Annotated in this window: 18 protein-coding genes; all 18 read right to left on the bottom strand. The window is 41.0% G+C overall.

Annotated elements, in window-relative coordinates; genetic code table 11:
• Window positions 1-104: 104 nt before the first annotated feature.
• On the bottom strand, window positions 105-1,397 hold the full coding sequence (yfmH, locus tag AMR95_RS03945; RefSeq protein WP_039178701.1) for an EF-P 5-aminopentanol modification-associated protein YfmH: 1,293 nt from the start codon (window positions 1,395-1,397) through the stop codon (window positions 105-107).
• Complete coding sequence (yfmF, locus tag AMR95_RS03950) at window positions 1,394-2,674, bottom strand: EF-P 5-aminopentanol modification-associated protein YfmF (protein WP_058837660.1); 1,281 nt, start codon at window positions 2,672-2,674, stop codon at window positions 1,394-1,396. The genes yfmH and yfmF overlap by 4 nt, the downstream gene beginning before the upstream one ends.
• 145 nt (window positions 2,675-2,819) lie before the next feature.
• Window positions 2,820-5,936, bottom strand: coding sequence for an MMPL family transporter (locus AMR95_RS03955; protein WP_058837661.1), 3,117 nt, complete (start codon window positions 5,934-5,936; stop codon window positions 2,820-2,822).
• A 311-nt stretch (window positions 5,937-6,247) separates the two neighbouring features.
• Entirely contained in the window at window positions 6,248-7,477 is a 1,230-nt protein-coding gene (locus AMR95_RS03960; protein ID WP_058837662.1) for an MFS transporter, read from the bottom strand.
• A 101-nt stretch (window positions 7,478-7,578) separates the two neighbouring features.
• Complete coding sequence (locus tag AMR95_RS03965; protein WP_039178693.1) at window positions 7,579-8,304, bottom strand: GntR family transcriptional regulator; 726 nt, start codon at window positions 8,302-8,304, stop codon at window positions 7,579-7,581.
• 164 nt (window positions 8,305-8,468) lie between these two features.
• Window positions 8,469-10,841: an FtsK/SpoIIIE family DNA translocase gene (locus tag AMR95_RS03970; RefSeq protein ID WP_039178690.1), complete on the bottom strand. Its 2,373-nt coding sequence runs from the start codon at window positions 10,839-10,841 to the stop codon at window positions 8,469-8,471.
• Window positions 10,842-10,951: 110 nt separating this feature from the next.
• Entirely contained in the window at window positions 10,952-11,188 is a 237-nt protein-coding gene (locus tag AMR95_RS03975; RefSeq protein WP_008344712.1) for a YlzJ-like family protein, read from the bottom strand.
• On the bottom strand, window positions 11,185-11,913 hold the full coding sequence (locus AMR95_RS03980; RefSeq protein ID WP_024424124.1) for a ClpP family protease: 729 nt from the start codon (window positions 11,911-11,913) through the stop codon (window positions 11,185-11,187). The genes AMR95_RS03975 and AMR95_RS03980 overlap by 4 nt, the downstream gene beginning before the upstream one ends.
• A gap of 324 nt (window positions 11,914-12,237) precedes the next feature.
• Window positions 12,238-13,905, bottom strand: a complete 1,668-nt coding sequence (gene rnjB, locus AMR95_RS03985; protein WP_012010007.1) for a ribonuclease J2 — start codon at window positions 13,903-13,905, stop codon at window positions 12,238-12,240.
• A gap of 171 nt (window positions 13,906-14,076) precedes the next feature.
• A complete protein-coding gene (dapA, locus tag AMR95_RS03990; RefSeq protein WP_039178685.1) occupies window positions 14,077-14,943 on the bottom strand; it encodes a 4-hydroxy-tetrahydrodipicolinate synthase in 867 nt (288 codons plus the stop codon).
• A gap of 30 nt (window positions 14,944-14,973) precedes the next feature.
• A complete protein-coding gene (gene dapG, locus AMR95_RS03995; protein WP_034662253.1) occupies window positions 14,974-16,188 on the bottom strand; it encodes an aspartate kinase in 1,215 nt (404 codons plus the stop codon).
• 92 nt (window positions 16,189-16,280) lie between these two features.
• Window positions 16,281-17,300, bottom strand: coding sequence for an aspartate-semialdehyde dehydrogenase (gene asd / locus AMR95_RS04000; protein ID WP_058837663.1), 1,020 nt, complete (start codon window positions 17,298-17,300; stop codon window positions 16,281-16,283).
• Between the two features lie 139 nt (window positions 17,301-17,439).
• Window positions 17,440-18,033 (bottom strand): dipicolinate synthase subunit B, encoded by a 594-nt coding sequence (gene dpaB / locus AMR95_RS04005; protein WP_058837664.1) that lies wholly within the window; start codon window positions 18,031-18,033, stop codon window positions 17,440-17,442.
• Entirely contained in the window at window positions 18,030-18,932 is a 903-nt protein-coding gene (dpaA, locus tag AMR95_RS04010) for a dipicolinic acid synthetase subunit A (RefSeq protein WP_047202196.1), read from the bottom strand. Before dpaA ends, dpaB begins: the two co-directional genes overlap by 4 nt.
• A 123-nt stretch (window positions 18,933-19,055) precedes the next feature.
• Window positions 19,056-19,328 carry a YlmC/YmxH family sporulation protein gene (locus AMR95_RS04015; protein WP_008344726.1) on the bottom strand — a complete coding sequence of 91 codons (273 nt, stop codon included), beginning with the start codon at window positions 19,326-19,328 and terminating at the stop codon, window positions 19,056-19,058.
• Window positions 19,329-19,390: 62 nt separating this feature from the next.
• Window positions 19,391-21,358: an asparagine synthase (glutamine-hydrolyzing) gene (asnB, locus tag AMR95_RS04020; protein ID WP_082672202.1), complete on the bottom strand. Its 1,968-nt coding sequence runs from the start codon at window positions 21,356-21,358 to the stop codon at window positions 19,391-19,393.
• A gap of 12 nt (window positions 21,359-21,370) precedes the next feature.
• Window positions 21,371-21,925, bottom strand: coding sequence for a hypothetical protein (locus AMR95_RS04025; RefSeq protein WP_058837666.1), 555 nt, complete (start codon window positions 21,923-21,925; stop codon window positions 21,371-21,373).
• Window positions 21,894-22,889, bottom strand: coding sequence for a hypothetical protein (locus AMR95_RS04030; RefSeq protein WP_058837667.1), 996 nt, complete (start codon window positions 22,887-22,889; stop codon window positions 21,894-21,896). Before AMR95_RS04030 ends, AMR95_RS04025 begins: the two co-directional genes overlap by 32 nt.
• Between the last annotated feature and the right edge of the window lie 8 nt (window positions 22,890-22,897).

Raw genomic sequence — 22,897 nt, forward strand, 5'->3', positions numbered from 1 at the left:
ACTAACGAACAAAACAATTGTCAATGAATATCCTCGCAAATAGCGGTTTTTTCAATGAACATAAAAAAGACAAACTCTGCCGATATGAGTTTGTCTTTTTACATTTATTTTGTTTTTGGGACGACTTTGAAAACGGACATCCGTTCTTCATCAATTTCTTCATCTAAAATTTGCTGAATATCAGCTAATTGAATTTGTTCCAGCACTGTGACGACATCAAATAAGCTCATGTCTAAGAATGCATATCGAGTAAATTGGTTCGCAATGTATTCTGGAGAATTCATGGCTTTTAAAAAGCTGCCGATTTTTTTCTTGCGTGCAAGCTCAATTTTCTCCTCTGTCATGAGGCTTTTTGCTTGAAGAAGGGTTTCTTTTAATACTTTTGCAAGTTGATCAGGATCATTTGTATCCCCGCCAACTGAAGTGAAGCCAAAGCCGCCTTCTTCTGTATAATCGTAGCTGAATGTTTCATCAATTAAGCCTTTTTCATACATCTGTTCATATTGTAATGAGCTTTTGCCAAACAGCGTCTCTAAAATGAGGTTCATCCCAAGCTCATGCTTTAGCAGTTGATTTCCTTTTTTATGCGGATTTTTTGTTTTCAACCCGAACATACATTTAGAGCCTTGTACGTTCATTGGTAGTTCGTATTCTTTCCGGTATACACCTTCAGGCTCATTGATGTCTTTTCGTTTGATCTCCGGCTGATCTGTAAATGGCTTTTTCGCCTGATTCGCTCTGACTTGATCTAAAATTTGCTTCGGATCAACGGGACCTACAACGAAAAGAAGCATATTGCTCGGGTGATAGAACGTTTCATAGCATTCATACAAATGATCTTTTGTAATAGGGGCAATGCTCTCTACTGTTCCAGCAATATCTATTCTCACAGGATGCTCTTGATATAAATTTTCAATCAGACCAAAGAATAAACGCCAGTCCGGATTGTCATCATACATGTTAATTTCTTGGCCAATAATACCCTTTTCTTTTTCGACTGTTTTTTCAGTAAAATAAGGCTCTTGAACAAAATCAATGAGCGTCTCAAGGTTTTGTTCGACATTTGAGGTGCTTGAGAATAAATAAGCCGTTCTCGTAAACGTAGTAAAAGCGTTTGCGGATGCTCCTTGTTTACTAAAGGTATGAAACACGTCTCCATCTTCTTTTTCAAACAGCTTATGCTCTAAGAAATGGGCAATTCCATCAGGCACTCGAATCATGTCTTCTTTGCCAAGCGGCACAAATTCATTATCAACTGAGCCATATTTTGTTGTAAAGGTCGCATAGGTTTTGTTAAACCCTTGCTTTGGCAGCACATAGACGTCAAGTCCGCTTTCCATTTTTTCGTGATAGACCGTTTCTTGTAGCTGATCGAATTGAATTGTTTTCACTGTCATGAAGCACCCTCCGTTCCTTTAAGAAAATAGGTCGTATCCCACTCGATTTTCTGACCCACTTTGATGATGTCCTCTTTTGTCACTTGGTCTAATGCTTCCAAAAAGGAATCAAGGGTTTCCCCAGTTGGCACAACGGCATGCTGATACAAATATTCTGCTGTCCCATAAGATGTATCGATCGTTTCAAGCAGCTGGTTTTTGACGACTGCTTTTGTTTGATCAATTGCTTCATCAGAAAAATCACCTTTTTGCATCGCTTCAAATTGTTCTTTGATGATGTCTACTGCCTGCTGGTAGTTGCCAACTTCAATCCCTGACATGACCATCATCAAGCCTTTAAAGCTCTCAAGTCTAGACACAGCGTAGTACGCAAGACTTGCTTTTTCACGAACATTGATGAATAGCTTAGAATGCGAGAAACCGCCGAATATACCATTAAACAAATGCAGCGCCGGATAATCTTTATCTGCAATCGTTGTATGTGTGCGAAAGCCGATGTTCAGTTTGCCTTGTTTTACGTCCTCTTCATCAATGACTTCTTTTGGTTCATTTTGAGGTCTTGCTGATTCAGTCTGTTGTTTGATCGGTTCTCTTTCACTTGTTTTAAAGTATTGGGAGACCATTCGGCTGATGTCTTGTTCGTCAACATCTCCTACTACATAAAGATCAAGCTGGTTTGATTGAAGCGCATGCTCATAAGCTTCAAAGAGCGAGTGAGCGGTGATTGCGTCGATGTCTTCCATTTCACCATTGACGTGCAGTGCATATGGTTCACCTTTACACATTTCCTGCACGAGTCTTAAATTCGAATAACGCATTTTATCATCATAGACTGCCTGAATTCGCTGTTTTAACGTGCGTTTTTCTTGATCTACATATAATTGACTAAACACCCCTTCTTCAACATATGGGTGGAATAATAGGTCAGATAGTAAGGCAATCCCTTTTTCTAGTAAAGGGGTTTGATCCTTTAAATATTTTTCATTCGCCATTTCCAAGCGGAAGGTAATGATGTGATTCTCACCTTTTTTCGCCATGTCTGCCGAAACGGTTGCTCCATAGAGCTCATCAAAATAAGCACGCAATGCACCTGTTTTCGGCATTTTTTCTGTTCCTCTTAGCAGCACATGCGGGAAAAGAGAACGCATAGTAACGTCATCTTTGGATAACGGTGCAAGCATTTTAAAAAGGATTGTCACGGTTTTAAATTTTTCTGTTTTGACAATATGAGTATGAAGACCAGGTGTGTCCAGTGTCTTCTCTTGTAAGTACGTCATGAGAAACCTCCTTTGTTCATCCTATTTATTATGTATTAGAACATAGCTGATATATACGTGAAACAGCCATTTAATAGACATTATATCAATCAGAGGAAAGGATAGGAAATAAAAACGCCTCTGCTTATAGCAGAGACGCCAGTTGTTATTTCATTCTAAACGGCCACCAATTCCATTTACCGAAAATACGAACCATGACCGGAATAAAGAGCGGTAATACAACAAAAGCATATAATAAAAGTCCAATAAGTACGACCGTTGCAATTTCAACAAGTGATAATACTCCCGATGGCAGCATAGCGGCGAACGTACCTGCTAAAATGGCCACTGCAGAAATAATGACAGAACCCATATTTCTCATCGCTGATATCATCGATGCTTGTACATGCTCTCCCTTCCATTCATTAAAACGATCCATGAGGAAGATGGAATAATCGATCCCGAGCGTCACAAGAATAACAAAGCTGAAAAATGGGACAGCCCAACTGACACCATCGTATCCAAAAAATGTTTTAAAGATCCATTCTGTTAACCCGATCGATGTAAAATACGTTAAAATCAGTGAAAGTGTTAAGTATACCGGCATGACGATTGACCGTAATAAAATAATTAAAATAATAAAAATACCAATTAACATGAAGATGACAGTTCGAATAAAATCACCGTCAGACGTTTCTTTTAAGTCCACATTTAAACTTGAGATACCAGATACACCGTATTTGGCATTTTTGAGTCCACTTACAGGTAAATATTGATCAAGGGTTTCCTCAATTTTTGCGACACCTTTCATCGCTTCATTGCTGTATGGATTCACATTTAGGATGACTTCAAAAGTCGTTAATTTACGATCTGGAGACATATACGTATGGAAGATTTGCTTAAATTCTTGGCGTTTCAGCACTTCTTCTGGAATAAACCAGCCCGTTATTTCTTCATCTGGCGCTTGCTGAAGCTGCTTTAAGTAGCCGTCAGCCTCGGTGAAGCCGCTTTTGACCTGCTCAAGCCCTTCAATACTTTCATCTAATCCATCTGTTAATAATGTAAGTTTTGATGAAAGCTGGCTAAATCCTTTTTTGATGGCTTTTTGGCCGTCTGTCAGCTGATCTGCACCATCTTCAATTTTCGGCATTTCTATAATCAATTGTTTTTGGCCCTCATTTGTTTGGTCAAGACCGTCATAAATTTGATCAAGCCCATCCATGAGCGCTTGCACTTGGCGTTTTACTTCTTTTTGCTTGCTTGATAAGGTTTGAATCACTTGATCTGCCTGCTTGATCTTTTGCTTAAAGTGAGAGGCTTCCTCTTCATATACACTCATTTGATCCCCTGCTTGATCAAGCATTCCTTTTGTTTCTTTGAATACTTTCTTGATTTCTTTATATTCTTCCATGTCTTTTACTTCTGGAAGACGATTTTCTAGTGCTTCAAATGATAGATTTTCATAAGATTTCTTTACTTTCTTAATGGTTGTCATCAGCTGCTGATTCGATTTCGCATGGCGTTCCAGTGTATTCACCACTTGCTCTAGCTCTTGAATCATCGTTTCGCTGCTGCGATATTCTTGCTCTAATTCTTTTTTCGCTTCTTTGATTTCACTTCGAATCGTACCGACGCCATCTTTACTGCGCCTCACCCCATCTTCTAAAGAGATAAGGGATTCCCTGACTTCTCCGATACCGCTTTTGATTGCTTTCGTTCCATCAATCAGCTTGTCAATGCCTTGAGCGGATTCTTCAATTTTTGGTTTTTGTTTGAGAAGGGCCAGATTTGTTTCTGTCAAGCCATCAGAAATTTTCCCGATTCCTTCATGTCCTTTGCCAAGTTCTCCTCCCAGCTCTTTCGCTTGAGAGGTGACATAAAGCTGGCTCAGCCCGTCTCCAACAGGACGCGTGACACTGCGGACTGCTTTGACTTCGTCAATGTCATTTAGTTTACGGGTCAGTTTTTCAATGATCACAATCTTTTTTTGATTATCTAGCTTATTGTCACTTTCAACAAGCACATTCAGCGGCAGCGCTTCACCAAAGCCAAATTGCTCTGATATCTTATTAAATGCAGACACCGACTCATACTTATTCCCGATTTCATTTAAACTGTTATAAGATAGGGTGCCGTCGTACATCAGAATAGGAGGCACTGTAATAAGAGCGACTAAACCTAAGCTGATCAGCGGCCTTTTAAATGAAAAACGCCCAGCCCATTCCCACATTTTACTTTGTGGGTGCCGAATGTTTTCTCTTTTAGATGGCCAGAATAGAGATTTTCCGAAAACAGACATAAAAAAGGGAACGATGGTGACAAGGGCAATCAGCAGAATGCCCACTCCAACGGCAACACTAACGGCTGATTGATACAATTGGAATTTAGCAAATCCAATACTTGAGAAGCCGACTAACACGGCTAAGCCGCTGAAAAATACCGTCTTCCCTGCACATTGATACGTGACGATAATCGACTCTTTGACATCACGGCCTTGACCGATCTCCTCTTTAAAACGGCTTAACAGCAGGATGCAATAATCCGTTCCGATACCGAACATAATGGCTACCATAAAAATCTGAGTAAAATTAGATAGAGGAAATTGTGTATATTCTACAAGAAAAGCCACAATACACCGGCTGACAGCGTAAGAAATGCCTATCGTAATGAGCGGAACAACAGGTGCCAATATCGATCTGAAAACAATTATTAAAATAAAGAAAATAAAAATCATCGTGATAAGTTCAGTTTTCTTCAGACCTTGTTGAGAACTTTTAATGACATCTGAATCCACAAATTTTTGACCCGTTATTTCATATGAGACATGATAGGGCTTTAAAACTTCCTCAATTTGTTCTTTAATCTTCACAGCTTTTGTTTCGTAGTGGTCGAATTTGAATGGAACAAGAAGTGTACTTTTATCCTTTGATAAAAGTTGTTTTTGAATGTCCGGATCTACATGAAAATATGAAGTAATTCCGTCAATGTGGAGTTCTGGGGCATGTGTCATGAGTGCAGCTAAAGCCTTTTTTAATTCCTGCTCTTTCGCAGGGAACAGATGTTGTTCAGAGAATACAAGCACACCTGTATCTTTTTTCCCGTTCTTATCTGACAGCTTATCCAATAGGTGAAGTGCCTCAGCTGTTGGTGTCCCCTCCGGAACCTTTAATTGCCCTTTTTCTCTTGTTAATTCCTCTAAATCGGGCGCAGTAATAAACAGAATCACAGCTGTTATCATCCACACCACTAATACAATCCATCTTGCTTTAATTATTTGCAACATAGCTGCTTCAAGCTCCTTCTAGTTCATCAATCAATTTGCTGTATTTGAGCGTGTCTGAAGTGCTGACTGCGTCTCCTTCAAATGGCAGGATGACCTATTCAATTGTCCTTACGTGTTGAAGAAACACATCTCCATCATCAGCACGCGAGCTCAATTTCTGCCTAAAGAAAGACAGAAAATGAATGTTTTTGAACACCTCCAATTTGGGATAATTTAAAAGATATTACTATACATTAGTTTAACTATCAAAATTTTACATGTCAATTTATAAAAAAGAAAAAAGATGGCAAAATGCCGTCTTTTTTCTATATTTAAACTGTTTTCAATTGTTCACTCTCATCCTCTTCATCTGGCTGGATGAAAAAGAGGACCAAAAATAGTGAAATGAGACTGCAAATGGTCGAGAGAATAAAAACAATGGAGTCCCCTTTATCCATAAGATAGGCAAAAATCGGAGGTCCTAAAGCAACACCGATAAAACGCATACTGCTATAAAATGACGTAATGGTACCGCATTGTTCTTTTTCAATTCCTTCTGTAATCAGCGCATCAAGTGCAGGCAGCACAATACCGATACCAACACCGCCAATGCTTAAACATATAAACAATACGTAAAAGCTGTGATTCCACCATAAAAAAATATAAGAAAGTGATAACAAAGCCATACCTGCGATTAAAAAGATCCTCATTTTTCCTTTTTCTTTTCCAATCGTTTTTCCAGCAACGAAGGAACTGATTGATAGAAAAAGGAGCGGAATACTCAGCAGGAACCCTTTTTTGACACCTTTTATTTGATAAGCCGCCTCTAGATTATCGGATAAGTAAAAAAGCACACCAAAAAGAAGAAACATAATAAAACCGCCAATAGCAAAAATGGCATAAAGCCAGCGTCCTTCATGCTTAAAAATGGTCTTTGTTGATTTTAAAAATTCTTTAAATGAAGGCGGGTCCTCCTCTTTTTTTGCCGACTCTACCATGAACAGTACCATGAAAAAGCTGATGGCCGAAAAGAACGGAATGAACCAAAACGGCACATACCAAAACCATGAAGCAAGAAATGCCCCAATAATCGGGCTTAGGACCTTTCCCGCTGTGTTAGAGGTTTCAATGGCGCCAAGTCCCGCACTGACCTCTTCATCATCATGAAACAAATCTCCTATAAATGGCATAACAACAGGTGCCGCTCCAGCTGAACCGACACCTTGAAGGACCCTGCCAAGAAGGATCCACATATACGGTTCTTTCATGATTGTTGAGGCGACTGCTGCCACAGCCCCTCCAAGTCCGGCGATTAAAAGACACGGCAGCAGTACCTTTTTCCGCCCAATCCGGTCTGATAAATAACCGGCGATTGGAATACATAAGATTGCTACAACCGAATATACCGTAATAATGAGAGAGACTTGAAAGGAAGTGATCGAGAGTTTCTTTTCTATCTCTGGCAATACAGGTATTAACATCGAGTTCCCTAGTGTCATGATTAGAGGGACTGATGATAACGCAATGATATTCTTTTTACTGACTGTTTTCTCGCCCAACATCATTCACCCAATTCTATATACTGTTACGTATTAGTGTGGCAAGTTTGACGAGTATTATGTATGGCAAACAAAAAGCAGCCGCCTATGGAAGCGACTGCTTTTTAAAATCGTTTGCGTATGACATGAAAGCTGAATTTATCCGCTCGAAAATAATTGAGGGAGTATAAGACCGGCTGATCATCCTGATCATAGTGCATTTGTTTGAGTAATAATAACGCCGTTTCAGGGTCACAATCTAGAATCGGTGAGACCTGATCGTGGTACCCAATTGGTTCAATGTCTGCAACTGCATATTTAATCCCACTGTGCGGTTCTCTTCCAAACAGCTCAAAAAGAGACTCTTCTTCATGTGTAAAAGAAGCGGGAAGGTGTTTGACTGGAATTTTATCTAAACAATAAACAACTGGCTGTCCATCTGCCGTTCGAACGCGTTCCATTGAAAAAATCCCATCAGATTCATCACACTGAAAACGAATGACATCATTTTCTGTTGGCTCCCCTTCTTGCGAGGATAAAAAGATGGTACCAGGCGTCATATTGACCTGCTCAATCATTTTCGTGACACTTGTCAGCTGTTCTATGCCTGTCGAAAAAAGTGGTCTTGAGTTGACGAAAGTCCCCACACCATGCCTTCTTATTAAATACTTTTCTTCTTCTAATATACGAAGGGCTTCACGCAGTGTCGCTCTGCTCACACCTAAAAGCTTTGAGAGCTCAAACTCAGAAGGCAGCTTTTCTTTTTCGGCATATACACCTGTTTGAATATCTTCTTTAATACGGTCAATCACTTTCAAATATAAATGGCGATTGTCTGTTTTGGTCGACATGTTTTCCCTCCGTCTAATCAATGCAAATGATAAGATGAGAAATCTCTATTCCGAGATAAGTTGAACATAACTATATCATGTTTTTGCAAATAAATAAATAGTCTGACATCCAGTTAACATAATCATACTATCGTTTACTGATTTTCACGAAAGCTCTCTTCAACTTATGAAGAGAGCTCGTCATATTGTTCTTTTGAGAGAAGAACCTCTCTTGGTTTACTTCCTTCATATGGGCCTACAACGCCTCGCTCTTCCATTGCGTCAATGAGACGTGCTGCCCGGGTATAACCGATGCGGAACCTTCTTTGCAGCATAGAGACAGAAGCCGTCTGCATGCCAATGATCAGTTCAACTGCTTCATCATATAGATCATCTTCCACAGCTGCAAGCTGATCCTGCGTTTCTTCGCTTGGAATCATTTCCTCTTGGTATTGGGCTTTTTGCTGTGTGATCACATGATCAACAACATGTTCCACTTCTTCATCTGATAAAAAGGCGCCTTGCACACGAACCGGCTTGTTTGCACCAACAGGTAAAAACAGCATGTCCCCTCTGCCCAGCAACTTTTCTGCGCCCCCCATATCAAGGATCGTCCGTGAATCTGTTTGGGAGGATACGCTAAAGGCAATGCGGGACGGGATGTTGGCTTTAATGACACCAGTAATGACATCAACAGAAGGTCTTTGTGTGGCGATAATCAAATGAATTCCCGCAGCACGAGCCATTTGAGAAAGTCTTGTAATGGAATCTTCCACATCAGATGAAGCGACCATCATTAAATCTGCAAGCTCGTCTACAATGACAACAATATAAGGAAGCTCTGGCTGTTTGGCATCTTCTGTTTGATTCATTCGTTTAATGTAATCATTGTATCCTTCAATATTTCTTGTCCCAGTATGAGAAAACAATTCATAGCGGCGTTCCATTTCGCTGACTACTTTTTTAAGTGCTTGAGAAGCTTTCTTAGGGTCTGTTACGACAGGTGCCAAAAGGTGCGGAATGCCGTTATACACATTTAATTCAACCATTTTGGGATCAATCATCATCATTTTCACTTCATGAGGCTTTGCTCTCATGAGAATACTTGTGATAATGCCATTGATACACACACTTTTTCCGCTTCCAGTCGAACCTGCTACAAGTAAATGCGGCATTTTGTTCATTTCGGCAAGCACGGCTTCACCCGAGATATTGCGTCCTAAGCCAATAAGGAGCTTAGCATTTGGACGGTCATTTTGCTTCGATTCTAATACCTCTTTTAATGAAACCATAGCGATTTCTGCATTCGGAACTTCAATCCCGATGGCTGATTTACCAGGAATCGGCGCCTCAATTCGAATGTCCTTTGCTGCAAGGGCGAGTGCTAAATCATCACTTAGATTGACGATTTTGCTGACCTTCACGCCAACATCTGGATATACTTCATATTTGGTCACAGCTGGACCTAAATGAACCTGTGTGACTTTTGCTTTCACACCAAAGCTTTGAAATGTTTTTTCAAGCTTTCTTGCATTTTCATATATATTTTTCTTATCTGTTTGCTGACCTGAATGCTGCGGCTCTGCCAAAATATCAAGTGACGGCAATTCGTAATCTTTGTTTTCAAGTTCTGTAAATGTCATCGGCGGTGCCTCTTTTGGTTCATCAGCTGTATCTGATTGAACTGGTGCACTTTGCACAGACTCTTGAAGAGGCTCTGTCTCTTTTGCCGCCTGCTTCTTTTGAACGGGCGGGGTGAGAATGTCATCCCTGTCTGCAAAGCTTGAAATAATCGGCTGGCTATTCTCAGAAGACGGCGTTTCCTCTTCGATCAAGATCAGATCATCCTCGTCCTGTTCTTGAATGCGTGAACGTTTTTTCTTTTCACCTGTTTTCTGAGAGGACGCGCTTTTTTTCGCCTGCCTGATTCCTTTCATATCTTCAACAAACGCCTTCCACTGCTTCACCATAAATTGTGATACAGGAATCGTCACTTTTTTCACCATTTCCTGCAGGGATCGGTTTGTAATCAGAACAATTCCAATCAGCATCAGGACAATTGCCATGATTTGCGAGCCTGCTTGCGCAAATAAGAAATAAGAAGCAGCAAACAATACAGCTCCGATCATGCCGCCTCCTAAATCAGGTGACCCTGTTTCACCTTTCATATCCATCAAGAAAAGCTCAAATGTATTTCTAATTACACTTTGAGAGCCAATGACGCCAGCAGATGAAAGATGCTGAAAAAGCTTCACATGTGACAAAAGCAAGATACTCGCAATGATGCAGTAGAGACCTGCTTTTCTTCTTGTCAAAATATCTGGGATTTGTTTTTTCCAGAAAATCGTCACACCAAAAAGAAATAATCCGATAAGGCAGAGAATAAACCATTCACCTGCAAAAAATCGGAATAAATGTACAAAGGTTTGTCCAACAACGCCCAGCTGTAAAATGGCAATGATCGCTATGGCAATACAGACTAACCCATTTAATTCATATTTCAGTTTTAGCTGTTTATTTTGTTTTTTTCTCGTTTTCCGTTTTCTCTTTTTAGCCATACTCATCACCTTACTACGAAAGAAAATATAACCTACCGAAAGATCAGAAAGAAAGCAGCCTGGTTTTGGCTGCATCTTGTTGTAAGTTTTCCCTTTATTATAGCATAGAATCATTCATATGAGTCGGTTTGATTGGTGCCTAAATGTAACTTCAATCGCTTGCCTGGTGCAAGCTCTTGATTGAGAAAATCCATAGGATTGGTGCTCATGACTTGAACGATTTCTGCTTCATCTTCTTTCATTTCAACCATCACTGGCACACCTTGAATGTTTACCTGCTGGAGTTTACGTTCTCCCTGTTCCTCAGCGTAAATGGCTTCATATGGCATAGGCGTATATAAAATCATTGGATCAGCCCCTCGTTTTGAGATGCCCTGTCTCCGATAAGTTCATTCAACTTTTTAATCGCTTGTCCTACACCGCCGACTTCATTCATGAGTCCGTATTCCGCTGCCTCATGACCAACGACATTTGTTCCAATGTCTCTTGTCAAATTGCCTTTTGAGAACATGAGCTCTTTAAACTTCTCTTCTGTAATGTTGGAGTGGCTTGTGACAAAGTTAATGACTCTTTCCTGCATTTTATCTAAGTATTCAAAGGTTTGCGGAACACCAATGACAAGACCTGTTAAACGCACAGGATGAATGGTCATCGTAGCTGTTTCGGCAATATACGAATAGTCACACGATACAGCGATCGGGACACCTATAGAGTGGCCGCCGCCAAGCACAATCGAGACAGTTGGTTTTGATAAAGAAGCAAGCATTTCTGCAATTGCGAGTCCCGCTTCAACATCTCCTCCTACTGTATTTAAGATGATCAGAAGGCCCTCTATTTTCGGGTTTTGTTCAACGGCTACGATTTGTGGAATGACATGTTCGTATTTGGTTGTTTTATTTTGCGGTGGAAGCTGCATATGGCCTTCAATTTGTCCAATAATGGTGAGGCAATGGATATTTGTATCTTGCGGCAGCTGCGGAACGGCTGTTTCACCAAGCTGCTGTATTTTGCTCATAATGCTGTCTTTTTCTTCTGGCTTTCGCTCAGGCTGCTGTTCATTCTTTTCGTCCATTTGTCTCCATCCTTTCCTCAAACTCTTCTCCTATTATGAACAAATAGCCCATATTCCATCCGCATTCCTCACGCTACATCAAAAAAGCCCAAAGAGCTTATGCTCCTTGGGCTTAGCGTGTAGACAAACCCTCGCATTCGTTGTCAGTCCTGCGCTTCGGTGCTCACGAATGTCAAATTCGCTCCGCTCCGGTGCTCGTCCTTTCTAGACTGCAAAGGTTTTCTATCACGCTAAAAAGAAGACAAAGTGCTAAAATAAAGTTCATTTTAGCACTTTGTCAATAATCTAAAGCCCAAAGAGCTTATACTCTTTGGGCTTTTCTCATCACACTTCCATAATAATTGGAATGATCATCGGCTTACGTTTTGTTTTTTCATATAGGAATTGATTGAGTACATCGCGCATGGATTGTTTCAATGTTGACCATTCAACAATTGAGTTTTCCGTTTGCTCTTTGACAATCCCTTTGACCATTTCTGTTGCTTTCACAATCAGCTCTTCGGATTCTCTTACATAGACAAATCCTCTTGTGATGATTTCAGGTCCAGAAATTAATTGTTTCTTTTGTTTATCGAGCGTAATGACAACGATCAAGATGCCGTCTTGAGACAACAGGCGTCTATCGCGTAACACGATGTTTCCGATATCACCAACGCCAAGACCATCGATTAAAATGTTCCCTTGGTGAACTTTTTCACCGATTTTGACGTTCTGTCCTCTAAACTCAACCACATCTCCTTTATCAATCAAGAAAATGTCGCTACGTTTCATACCTACTTCTTCGGCAATACGAGAATGTGCTTTTTGCATACGATATTCGCCATTCACCGGAATTAAATACTTCGGTTTTAGTAAGTTCAGCATCAGCTTTAACTCTTCTTGGCAGCCATGTCCAGATACATGCACACGTTTTTGTGCAAAAATGACTTGTGCTCCGCTTCTTGTTAGGAAATCCACTGTTTTAGAGTATGTGAGTTCTTGTCCAGGAAGTGGTGTAGATGCAATCACAACAGTGTCATCTTTTTCAATATGAAGCTGTTTGTGATTTTGCTTTGCCATTTTTGTTAAAGCAGCAAGCGGCTCTCCGTGGCTTCCAGCAGTCAGGATGACCACATCGTTTTTCGCCATTTTCTTCACTTCTTGAACGGGTACAAATAATTCTTCGTCTGCTGTCACATAACCAAGCTTGATCGCCAGCTGAAGGGTTGTCATCATATTCTTCCCTGCAACGGCAAGCTTACGGCCATTTTGATTGGTTGCATTAATGATCTGCTGCACGCGGTTAATATTAGATGAAGACACAGCAACAATCACACGATTTTCAGCATTGTACATCGCATTTGAGATTTCGTCTTGGACGAGCGCCTCAGAAGGTGTATAGCCTGGTTTTTCAGCATTTGCACTGTCTGAAAGCAGTGCTAAAACGCCATTGTTTCCAATTTTCGCAATCTCTCCGATGTCACAGGCTTGGTTAAGCGCTGGGGTTTGATCAAATTTAAAATCACCTGTGCATACGATTGAACCAAGAGAGGTTTTGAAGCTGATCCCAACTGAATCAGGGATACTGTGATTCGTTCTAAAGAATGATACTTTTGTTGTTTCAAAAGTAATGACTGATTTTGCATGTACCTCACGCAAATCAGCTTTTTGATTGAAGCCATACTGCTTTAATTTTTCTCGAAGTAACGCAAGGGTCAGCTTCGTTCCGTAGACTGGTACAGACAATTTGCTCAAGCAATGGAATACGCCTCCGATTGCTTCATCATGTCCGTGGGTAAGAAAAATTGCTTTCACCCGATCAGCACGTTCTGTTAAGTAAGAGATATCAGGAATGACGACGTCAATGCCCAGCATTTCATTTTCTGGATGCATTAAACCTGCATCTACTACATATATGTCAGAGTCAATCTCAATGACATATAGGTTTTTTCCGATTTCTCCAACGCCTCCGAGTGCAATAATTCTTACGTTCTCTGTATTTTTCTTTTTCAAAATTCTTATCCTCCTAGTCTCAAGCCCGTCCATCATCGCTTAATGCTATTATAACTGAATCTAATTTTAGAAAACAAGATGAAGTCACATTTTAAGAAAGTGTTTATGTATAAAAAACGGTCATACTCAGGGACATCTGAGAATGACCGCTTACGAAATCTTTTGTTTTGATCAGCTGTTTAAAACGCTGCTTAAATCCAGTCTCTCTTCTTCTGACAAAGGCAAAAGCGGAAGACGAACAGATCCGACGTCTAGTCCTTTCAGCTGAAGAGCTGTTTTGACAGGTGTTGGATTTGGCGCTGAGAAAAGCTGTTTCATGATTGGAAGCAGCTTTTGATGGATCAATGCTGCATTCGCTGTTTGGCCTGAAGCATAGCTTTTCAGCATTTGCTGCATATCCAGCCCTACGATATGAGACGCAACAGAGACAACTCCTTTTGCACCAACAGATACAGCCGGAAGTGTTAAGCTGTCGTCCCCTGAATATACATCGAAATCTTCTGGCGTCTCAGCAATGATTTTTGTCATGGCATCAAGATCGCCGCTTGCTTCTTTGATGGCAACAATGTTAGGTATTTGCGCAAGCTTAATCGTTGTTTCTGGTGCTAATGAAGCGACCGTTCTTCCTGGTACATTGTAAAGCATGACAGGAAGAGATGTAGACTCGGCAATGGCTTTAAAGTGTGCATACATGCCTTCCTGTGATGGCTTGTTGTAATAAGGTACGACAAGCATCACTGCATCAACGCCCGCTTCTTCTGCTTTTTTCGTTAGTTTGATAGACGCATTTGTATTATTACTGCCTGTTCCTGCAATGATTTTACAACGACCATTTGCTAATTTGACCGATTGCTGAAAAAGAGCGACTTTTTCTTCATTCGATAAAGTTGGCGATTCGCCTGTTGTCCCTGCAACGACTAAGGAGTCACTGCCGTTTTTTAATAAATAATCAATGAGAATTGATAGCTTTTGGAAATCAATGTTGCCCTTTTTATCAAAAGGTGTAATCATAGCTGTTGCGATATTTCCGAAATTCATTTTTTTCACCTCATCATGATTCAATCACATTTATCTTGAAAGTTCAAACACTTCATGCAGGGCATTGACGGCCGCTCTCATGTTTTCTTCGTTCACTAACACCCAAATGGTCGTATGACTGTCAGCTGATTGTAAAATCGGAATGTTTTGCTCGGATAGTGCCGATACAATTTTAGATGTGACACCTGGTACACCCATAATGCCTGCGCCAACAGCTGATACTTTCGCACAATTTGTTGTCACAATTGGCGTATAGCCAAGATCTTTTAGGATCGACGTTGCCTTTTCAGTCATTGCACCTGTCACCGTATACACAATTTCACTCGGTGTGATGTTGAAGAAGTCGACACTGATTTGTGCGTTTGCCATTGCTTTGAAGACCTCTGTTTGTACGCTGTACTGACCTTCTTTTGCAGGAACTTTGATTTGCGTCACATCATTGACATGTGCAATACCCGTAATGAGGCGGTCGTACACATCATGGCTCATTTTATCTGAGTAGTGTGATGTAACGAGTGTGCCCTCATCATCAGAGTATGTTGAACGGACCCTCATTGGTACTTTTGCTTGCATCGCAATTTCGACAGCTCTCGGGTGAATGACTTTTGCCCCTTGATATGCGAGGTTGCAAATTTCCGTATATGTCACGACTCTCAGCGGTTTTGCATTTTCAACAATGCGGGGATCTGCTGTCATAACACCTTCTACATCTGTAAAAATATCAATAAAGTCTGCCTGCAATGCAGCGCCTAAAGCAGCGGCGGACGTATCACTGCCACCTCGTCCGATTGTTGTCACGTCTCCATTTTTCGCGGCTCCCTGGAATCCAGCAACAACGACAACATCATGTTCAGACAGTGCTGCCTCCAGACGTTCGCACTTCATGTCAATAATTTTCGCACTTGTATGCTCCTTATCTGTTACAAAGCCCGCCTGAGCTCCTGTCATCGCTACAGCCTTTAGACCGTTTTCATTCAGCATACTTGAAAACACAACAGCTGATATATTCTCTCCGCAGGAAACAAGCAAATCCTTTTCTCGATTTGTCATATGCTGCGCGCTGCCATAAAGCAGACCAAGCAGCGTATCTGTCGCATAGGGATCGCCTTTTCGTCCCATTGCAGAAACGACGACAACCGATTTATAGCCTTTCTCTTTTGCAGATAAGATATGTGCGAGTGCCCTTTTTCTACCTTGATCATCTTTGACAGATGTACCGCCAAATTTTTGGACAATTATTTTCACTGTTTTCACTCCAAGTTCATTCTGACGTAACAGAAGAGAGCAGGCGAAAGATGCCTAACTCTCTTCTGTTCGTCCTCATCATCCATTGAATGTTAAACTAATTTTAATGCTTTTAAGCTTTCTGCAATTTGAACTGAGTTCCATGCAGCACCTTTAAGCAGGTTATCAGATACAATCCACATATGGAACCCGTTTGGACGGTCCAAATCTTTCCGAATGCGGCCGACAAATACGTCGTTTTTCCCAACAGCATCTGCAGGCATTGGATAAATTTGCTGAGACGGATCATCTTGCAGCGTAATTCCTGGTGCATCTTTTAGAATTGATTTGAGGTCTTCCACTGTTGCATCATTTGATTCTAGTTCGACGTAGACAGATTCTGAATGTCCCGTTTCAATTGGAAGTCTCACGCATGTTGCCGCTACTTCGAGCTCTGGCATATGCATGATTTTTTTCGTTTCGTTGATCATTTTCATTTCTTCGAATGTATAACCATTGTCTTGGAATTTATCAATTTGCGGAATCGCATTAAATGCAATTTGATAAGGCATAACTTCTGGTGTTACATCTTCTTTATTTAAAATGGCTTGTGATTGGCTGTATAGTTCGTCAATGGCCTCATGTCCCGCACCTGATACTGCTTGATACGTAGAGACAATGACTTTTTTCATTCCATACGCCTGACGAAGCGGTTCTAATGCCGCTACCATTTGAATCGTTGAACAGTTAGGGTTTGCAATGATCCCTTGATGAACATGCAAATCTTTTTCGTTTACCTCTGGTACGACAAGAGGGATGTTTTCGTCCATACGAAAAGCACTAGTGTTGTCTACAACAATCGCACCTCGTTTGACTGCTTCAGGAGCCAGCGCTTTAGAAACATTTCCTCCAGCACTGAATAATGCAATATTCACTCCTTCAAAACTTTCAGGTGTTGCTTCCTGAACAGTGTACTCTTGGCCTCTGAATGTCACTTTTGTTCCAGCAGAACGTTTTGAGGATAGTAGAGTAAGTGTATCCATTTCAAAATCTCTGTCAGCTAGTGTTTTTAACATTTGTTGACCGACAGCTCCAGTCGCTCCAACTACAGCTACATGCAATCCTCTTCCCATCAGTAAAACTCCTTCCGACCCATCCATGATTCTTTTCTTTCGGATGGCCATCCTATGACTTTTTACATTTTATTTTACCATAGAAAAGCAAGGCTTGAAGCATCTTTTTTGAATCTTTAATGATTTTCTAGTGAATCTATTATTCGTTTGGTCCAATTAAAATCGGCTGAATTTGTCTATGCTGGAGTGCCTCTTCTACTGTTTGAGATAGCAGATCCATATTTGCGACCATAGAGGTCGGTTTTTTGAATGGATCATCTTGGCCAAACGGAATAAAGAAAATATTCTTTGTCGACATCAGTCTCATCAGATTTGTACCATTTAAGCCTAACGCATCATTTGTTGAGATACCTAAAACGACAGGTCGATGATTTCGAATGGTCGCTTTAGCAGCCATTAAAACAGGACTGTCTGTCATGGCATTTGCAAATTTCGCCATTGAGTTTCCAGTTAAAGGCGCTATGACCATACAATCAAGCGGCAGCTTAGGTCCAAGCGGCTCTGCTTTCACGATTGAGTCAATCGCCTTAAATCCAGTCAGCTTCTCAATCCGCTCGATCCACTCGGCTCCCTCTCCAAATCTCGTATTCGTGCTCTGCACCGTGTACGACACTACTGGACGCACCTCTGCCCCTTCTTTTACAAGCGCTTCGATTTGCGGAAAAACGGCTTCATACGTACAGTGGGAACCTGTTAAACCAAAGCCGATTCTTTTCCCTTTTAATGTTGTCATGATTCCATCCCCCTTTTTTCCTCCGCAAGTTCACATAAAAGCCCGGAAAGCACTTTTGCAATGATTTGTCCTGCTGTCTTTGGTGCAACAATCCCCGGGAGTCCTGGTGCAAGAAGTGCCTTCACTCCGTGCTTTTGTGCAAAGTCAAAGTCTGTTCCGCCTGGGCGGGAGGCGATATCCAAAATGAGTGTCTTTGGTGTCATGCTGACGATGACAGATGAATCTAATACAAGACTTGGAATGGTATTGATGATAATATCAACATCCGTTACTTCCTCTTTTAACTGGTCCATTGAAAATGGATCAAGCCCCATCTCAAAGGCACGCGCTAAATGTGCTGTGTCTGCCGCCCCTACTTTTACGTCTGCCCCTAGTGCCCGAAATGTGCGCGCAATGGTGAGTCCTGTTCTTCCAAGTCCGAGAACAGCGACATGTGACCCGTGAATCGTATAGTCCGTTTGCTGAATGGCCATCATGATAATTCCTTCAACTGTTGGAATAGAGTTATATATGGCAATATCATCTCGCTCAAACAGCTTCACAAGCTTCCGGTTCACCTGCTTTGCCAGATTGTCTAAGTACGTATTTGAAATACCTGAGTACAAGGTACAATGGGCAGGGGTTCTTTCTAAATATTTAGCTTCCAGCAAGACCTGCTCGTTTGAAAAAACTGTAGCAACAGCGCCTTCATCCGTTGCCCCTGATACTGGCAGGATCATACTGTCTACTTGTTCGAATGGAAGTTCAGACATTTTCAGCTTTTCAGCACCGATAAATCCATGATCCAGCTGATCAAATCCGACCAAAAACACTTTGGCATGCTGCTGTGACAACTTGCGAATAATTTCAAGCTGCCTTGCATCTCCCCCGATCACCGCAACCGTTAAACCGCTCAACATACTGACCGTTCACCTTCTTTATTTAAAAAAGTCTGTAATATTTTCTGAATCTCCCTTTCAGCATATGAGGAGAGGATTCAGCCTGTGAACGAATCAGAGAGAGAAAAGAAAAAGAGCACCCGTTTATGACGGGTGCTCTTTTTCTCCGTGCGGCTGAAGTTCTTCAGGCACATCGAGAATGATCATATCTGATCCTATTTTTTGAATGTGATTCCACGGGACGCGGATGTCATTTCCTTGTTTTCGAAAGCCAAACCACTTCACGGAAGGTATAATGAGTGCTGTAATTTGACCGTCCTGTTCATTGATTTCAAGGTCGGTTTGCCCAAGCACGCCAAGCCGCTCCGCTCTTTTAATATCGACGATCTCTTTTCCTGACAGTTCACTCAGCCTCAAAATCGCATCACTTCCCTTCCATATCATATATGCAGCAGGCAAGAGGAATAGACCGGATCTCTTTAATGACTCGTTTGGAGAGAAAGCTGGGTCCCTTTCATATAGTGATCATGCCACAATTCCAAGTTGTAAAGCATCCAAACTTTTTGATCCGCTCCATTTTTGTTTTTCTGATTCGGATCATTTCGTAAAAATTGCTCTAGTGGTTTTCTTTGAAAGAGTTCTGTTGCAAAGCTTTGTTGGTCAAGAAGCTTCTCTTCGATTTCTTTCTTCCTTTTACTCATCCAATGATACACTGGAACCGGAAAACCCATTTTTCTTCTATATAATATACGCTTATCCACTGTTTGCTCCATTGTCTTTTTTAACATATATTTCGGAATGTCTTGTACTTCACTTGTTTTGAGACTCGACTGAAAAAATGCTTGCAGCCTGCTAGGCAGTCCCTTATAAGGAAGCTTATACTTGAAGGGCATGTCATTGACAAATTGGATGATGCGATGATCAAGAAATGGAACACGTGCTTCTAGTCCATGTGACATCGTCATCATATCCAGCCGGTCTAACAGATTGGGTAAATGAATCTGCTGAAATAAATAAAGCAGTTTATTTTCATACGACGCTCCCTCCATCTTTTGAAAACAATGGGCAATAAACTGGTTCATGTGTGAGTCAGGGGGATCAATTGAATCAGCGTGACGACTTAAAAGCTGCTCTTTTTCGCCAGCAGTAAACCACGCATACCTTCTTTTGTAATGATCCATCTCACCATCAAGATGGATCATTTGATGTACCTCGTGCTGAAAAGATGGTTCAAATAATACCTTTGAAAGGATGGAGGACATTTTTCGGTTTTTTTGAAGCCATAAAATTTTCCGCCAATCTGCTGGACTCCTAAAGACACGTCCATAACCTGCAAACAATTCATCCGCTCCTTCACCACATAAAACCACCGTCACATGCTTTTTTGCTTCCCGTGACATATGGTAAAAAGCGACTTCATGAGGAATAGAAAGAGGATGATCCCTTCGCTTCACAACTTCAGGCAGTAATTGAAAGTACTCTTCTTCACTCATTCGATGTGAGTGAAGCTTGACATTGTATTGATCTGCCGCCAGCTTGGCATAGCTCTCTTCAGAAAAGCCTTCCTCTTCAAAGCTGGTCGAAAAACAATGAATATTCTCGTTTTTGTATTTGGACATGAAAGCGACAATCGAAGTCGAATCCACTCCACCGCTCAAAAAAGCTCCCACAGGTACATCAGACATCATCTGTTTTTGCACACTATCTTGAATTAATTCAAACAATTCCTTTTGATAATAACGTTCTCCCCGATCGATCCCATCAGCTGGGAGCGGATATTGCCAGTAGGTCTCTTTTGTTATGCCTGTTTGATCTATTTTCAAGATGACACCTGGTGGTAATTTTTGAATTCCTTTAAAAAAAGTTTGCTCGCCGATCGCATAACGGAAGGATAAATAACTAATAACAGCCTCCGGCTCAATCGCAGTTTGTATGTCTGGATGCTGAAAAAGAGCCTTCATTTCCGACCCGAAAATAAGCCCTCCCCGGCATTCTGAAACATACAGCGGTTTAATCCCAGACCGGTCTCTAAACAAATAAAGTGCTTTCTTCTTTTTATCCCATATCGCAGCTGCAAACATTCCGTTTAATTGCTCAACAAAGGAAATTCCGTATTCTTCATAGCCATGAACCAGTACTTCTGTATCTGTCTCTGTACGAAACAAGTGGCCTTTATTCCATAAGTCTTCTCTTAATTCTTTGAAATTATAAATCTCTCCATTTAGAATCACACAGATAGAATCATCTTCATTTGTTATTGGCTGAGGTCCAGATTGAATATCGATAATGGAAAGCCGTGTATGAACCAAACCAACTGAGTCATCTTGATATATACCACTATCATCAGGTCCACGCACAGCAAGTGCGTTTTTCATCTCCAGTAAGATGTGAGGATCAAGTGGTGCTTGGTTAAAATGACAATAGCCTGCAATGCCGCACATAGACATGGCTCCCTTCCATTAATGATCTGACTGCTGAATCGTCATTGCGAAAATATGCATAAATGGATTATCTTGAAAGCGAATTTCATCAAAAACGACTTTTTGCGAAAAGGTGAGCGAATCAAGCCATAGGTTTGATGTCATATGATGATTAATGCCGGATACCGTATGAATATAATCAAATGCATATGCCGCTCGATCATGAAAGGCAGGTTCACGTTCAATCACATCCGTTAATGAAAGCCGAGACTCACAGACAACGTTCCCCTCTCTTAATAATGAAATCTCTTCGTAAAGATTGCCATTTGAAGAACAGCCAATGACGTGAAGCGCTTCTGCTTCAAGTGGCGGAAAATGAAGAGACTGTCCCTCTAATTCAATATTGTCTCCTTGATCTTGATATATGAACCGAAAAGGAATTCCTTCGACAAAAGGTTCTTGCACGTTCATGATTAACTCAGCCGGCAAAGAAGCTCCGCCAATTGTTAATTGGCCTTTTTCATATTCATTTTGATATGTGATGCCTCTGTTATTGACATAATCATGAAGAGAGAGAGTTTGATAGGTCTTCATTTTGAATCACCTCTTTTAGTTCTGTGAGCAGGCTGGTCTCCACTTCTAATGTTTTTTGAAACCGATTTGCCGTCCTTTCTATCATACTGCGAGGGTTTTTACTGAGGCCTACTCTAGCCGTAAAATTGGCGAGCACTGTCCAGCTTTGATAAGCATCTTCAAAAGCTTGAATAAGGGGATGTAAAAACTCATTTTCATACGAAGATAAGAATGTCACCATATGTTTTCTGGAGTTAGCCACATCCTTTAATCCTTCAAAGTAAACATTGTCTAATAAATTTCCATTTTCATTGTCTTTGATACTATCAATATAATCCCTTTGAATGACTGAAATAGCGCCTAGCCCTGTGACAGCTCCAGGCAAATCAAAATGCGGCGGTGCTCCTTCTAAGATGGCAGCATGCTCCTTTAATATCACCAGCACATCTGGTTCTTTCTGAAGTTCCACATGTTTGATCCACTTATAACGATTTTCAGTTCGAGGTGTATGTTCATATACAGAGCGGGCAGCTTTCAGCAAGTGGTCTTTACTCAAAGTGCCGTGATAGGAGTAAGCATGGTCACTGACCACTGCATGATCATCATTCACCTCAAGTACTTCCAATGTGTGATACCCATGCTCTCTTTCGTAAAATGGACAGTACGGTAATTCAAATATATCTAAGGAAACAGAAACAGTCCCTCCGCTTGGATGCTGTTTAAACACACGGTTGATATAGAGGTCTAATTCCTCTTCCGTGTAAAAAATTTCTTCTAAATGAATGCCATTATGATGGAGAATATCCTCGCGAAAATGTTTAAAGGAACCGATCAAAACAAACCCTAGATCTTGAGGTCTATAAACAAGGCCTGCCTGCCTCCAAACCCTATCAATTTCAATCCCTTTTCTAAGAAGCATGGCTGCAATCGTTAATTGAGAACAGTTTAAATAATTGTTCCGGTAAATAGGTGCTGCAGTAGCCACATATGTCT

The sequence above is a fragment of the Bacillus sp. G1(2015b) genome (genome assembly GCF_001482475.1).
GTDB lineage: Bacteria > Bacillota > Bacilli > Bacillales > Bacillaceae > Bacillus > Bacillus safensis.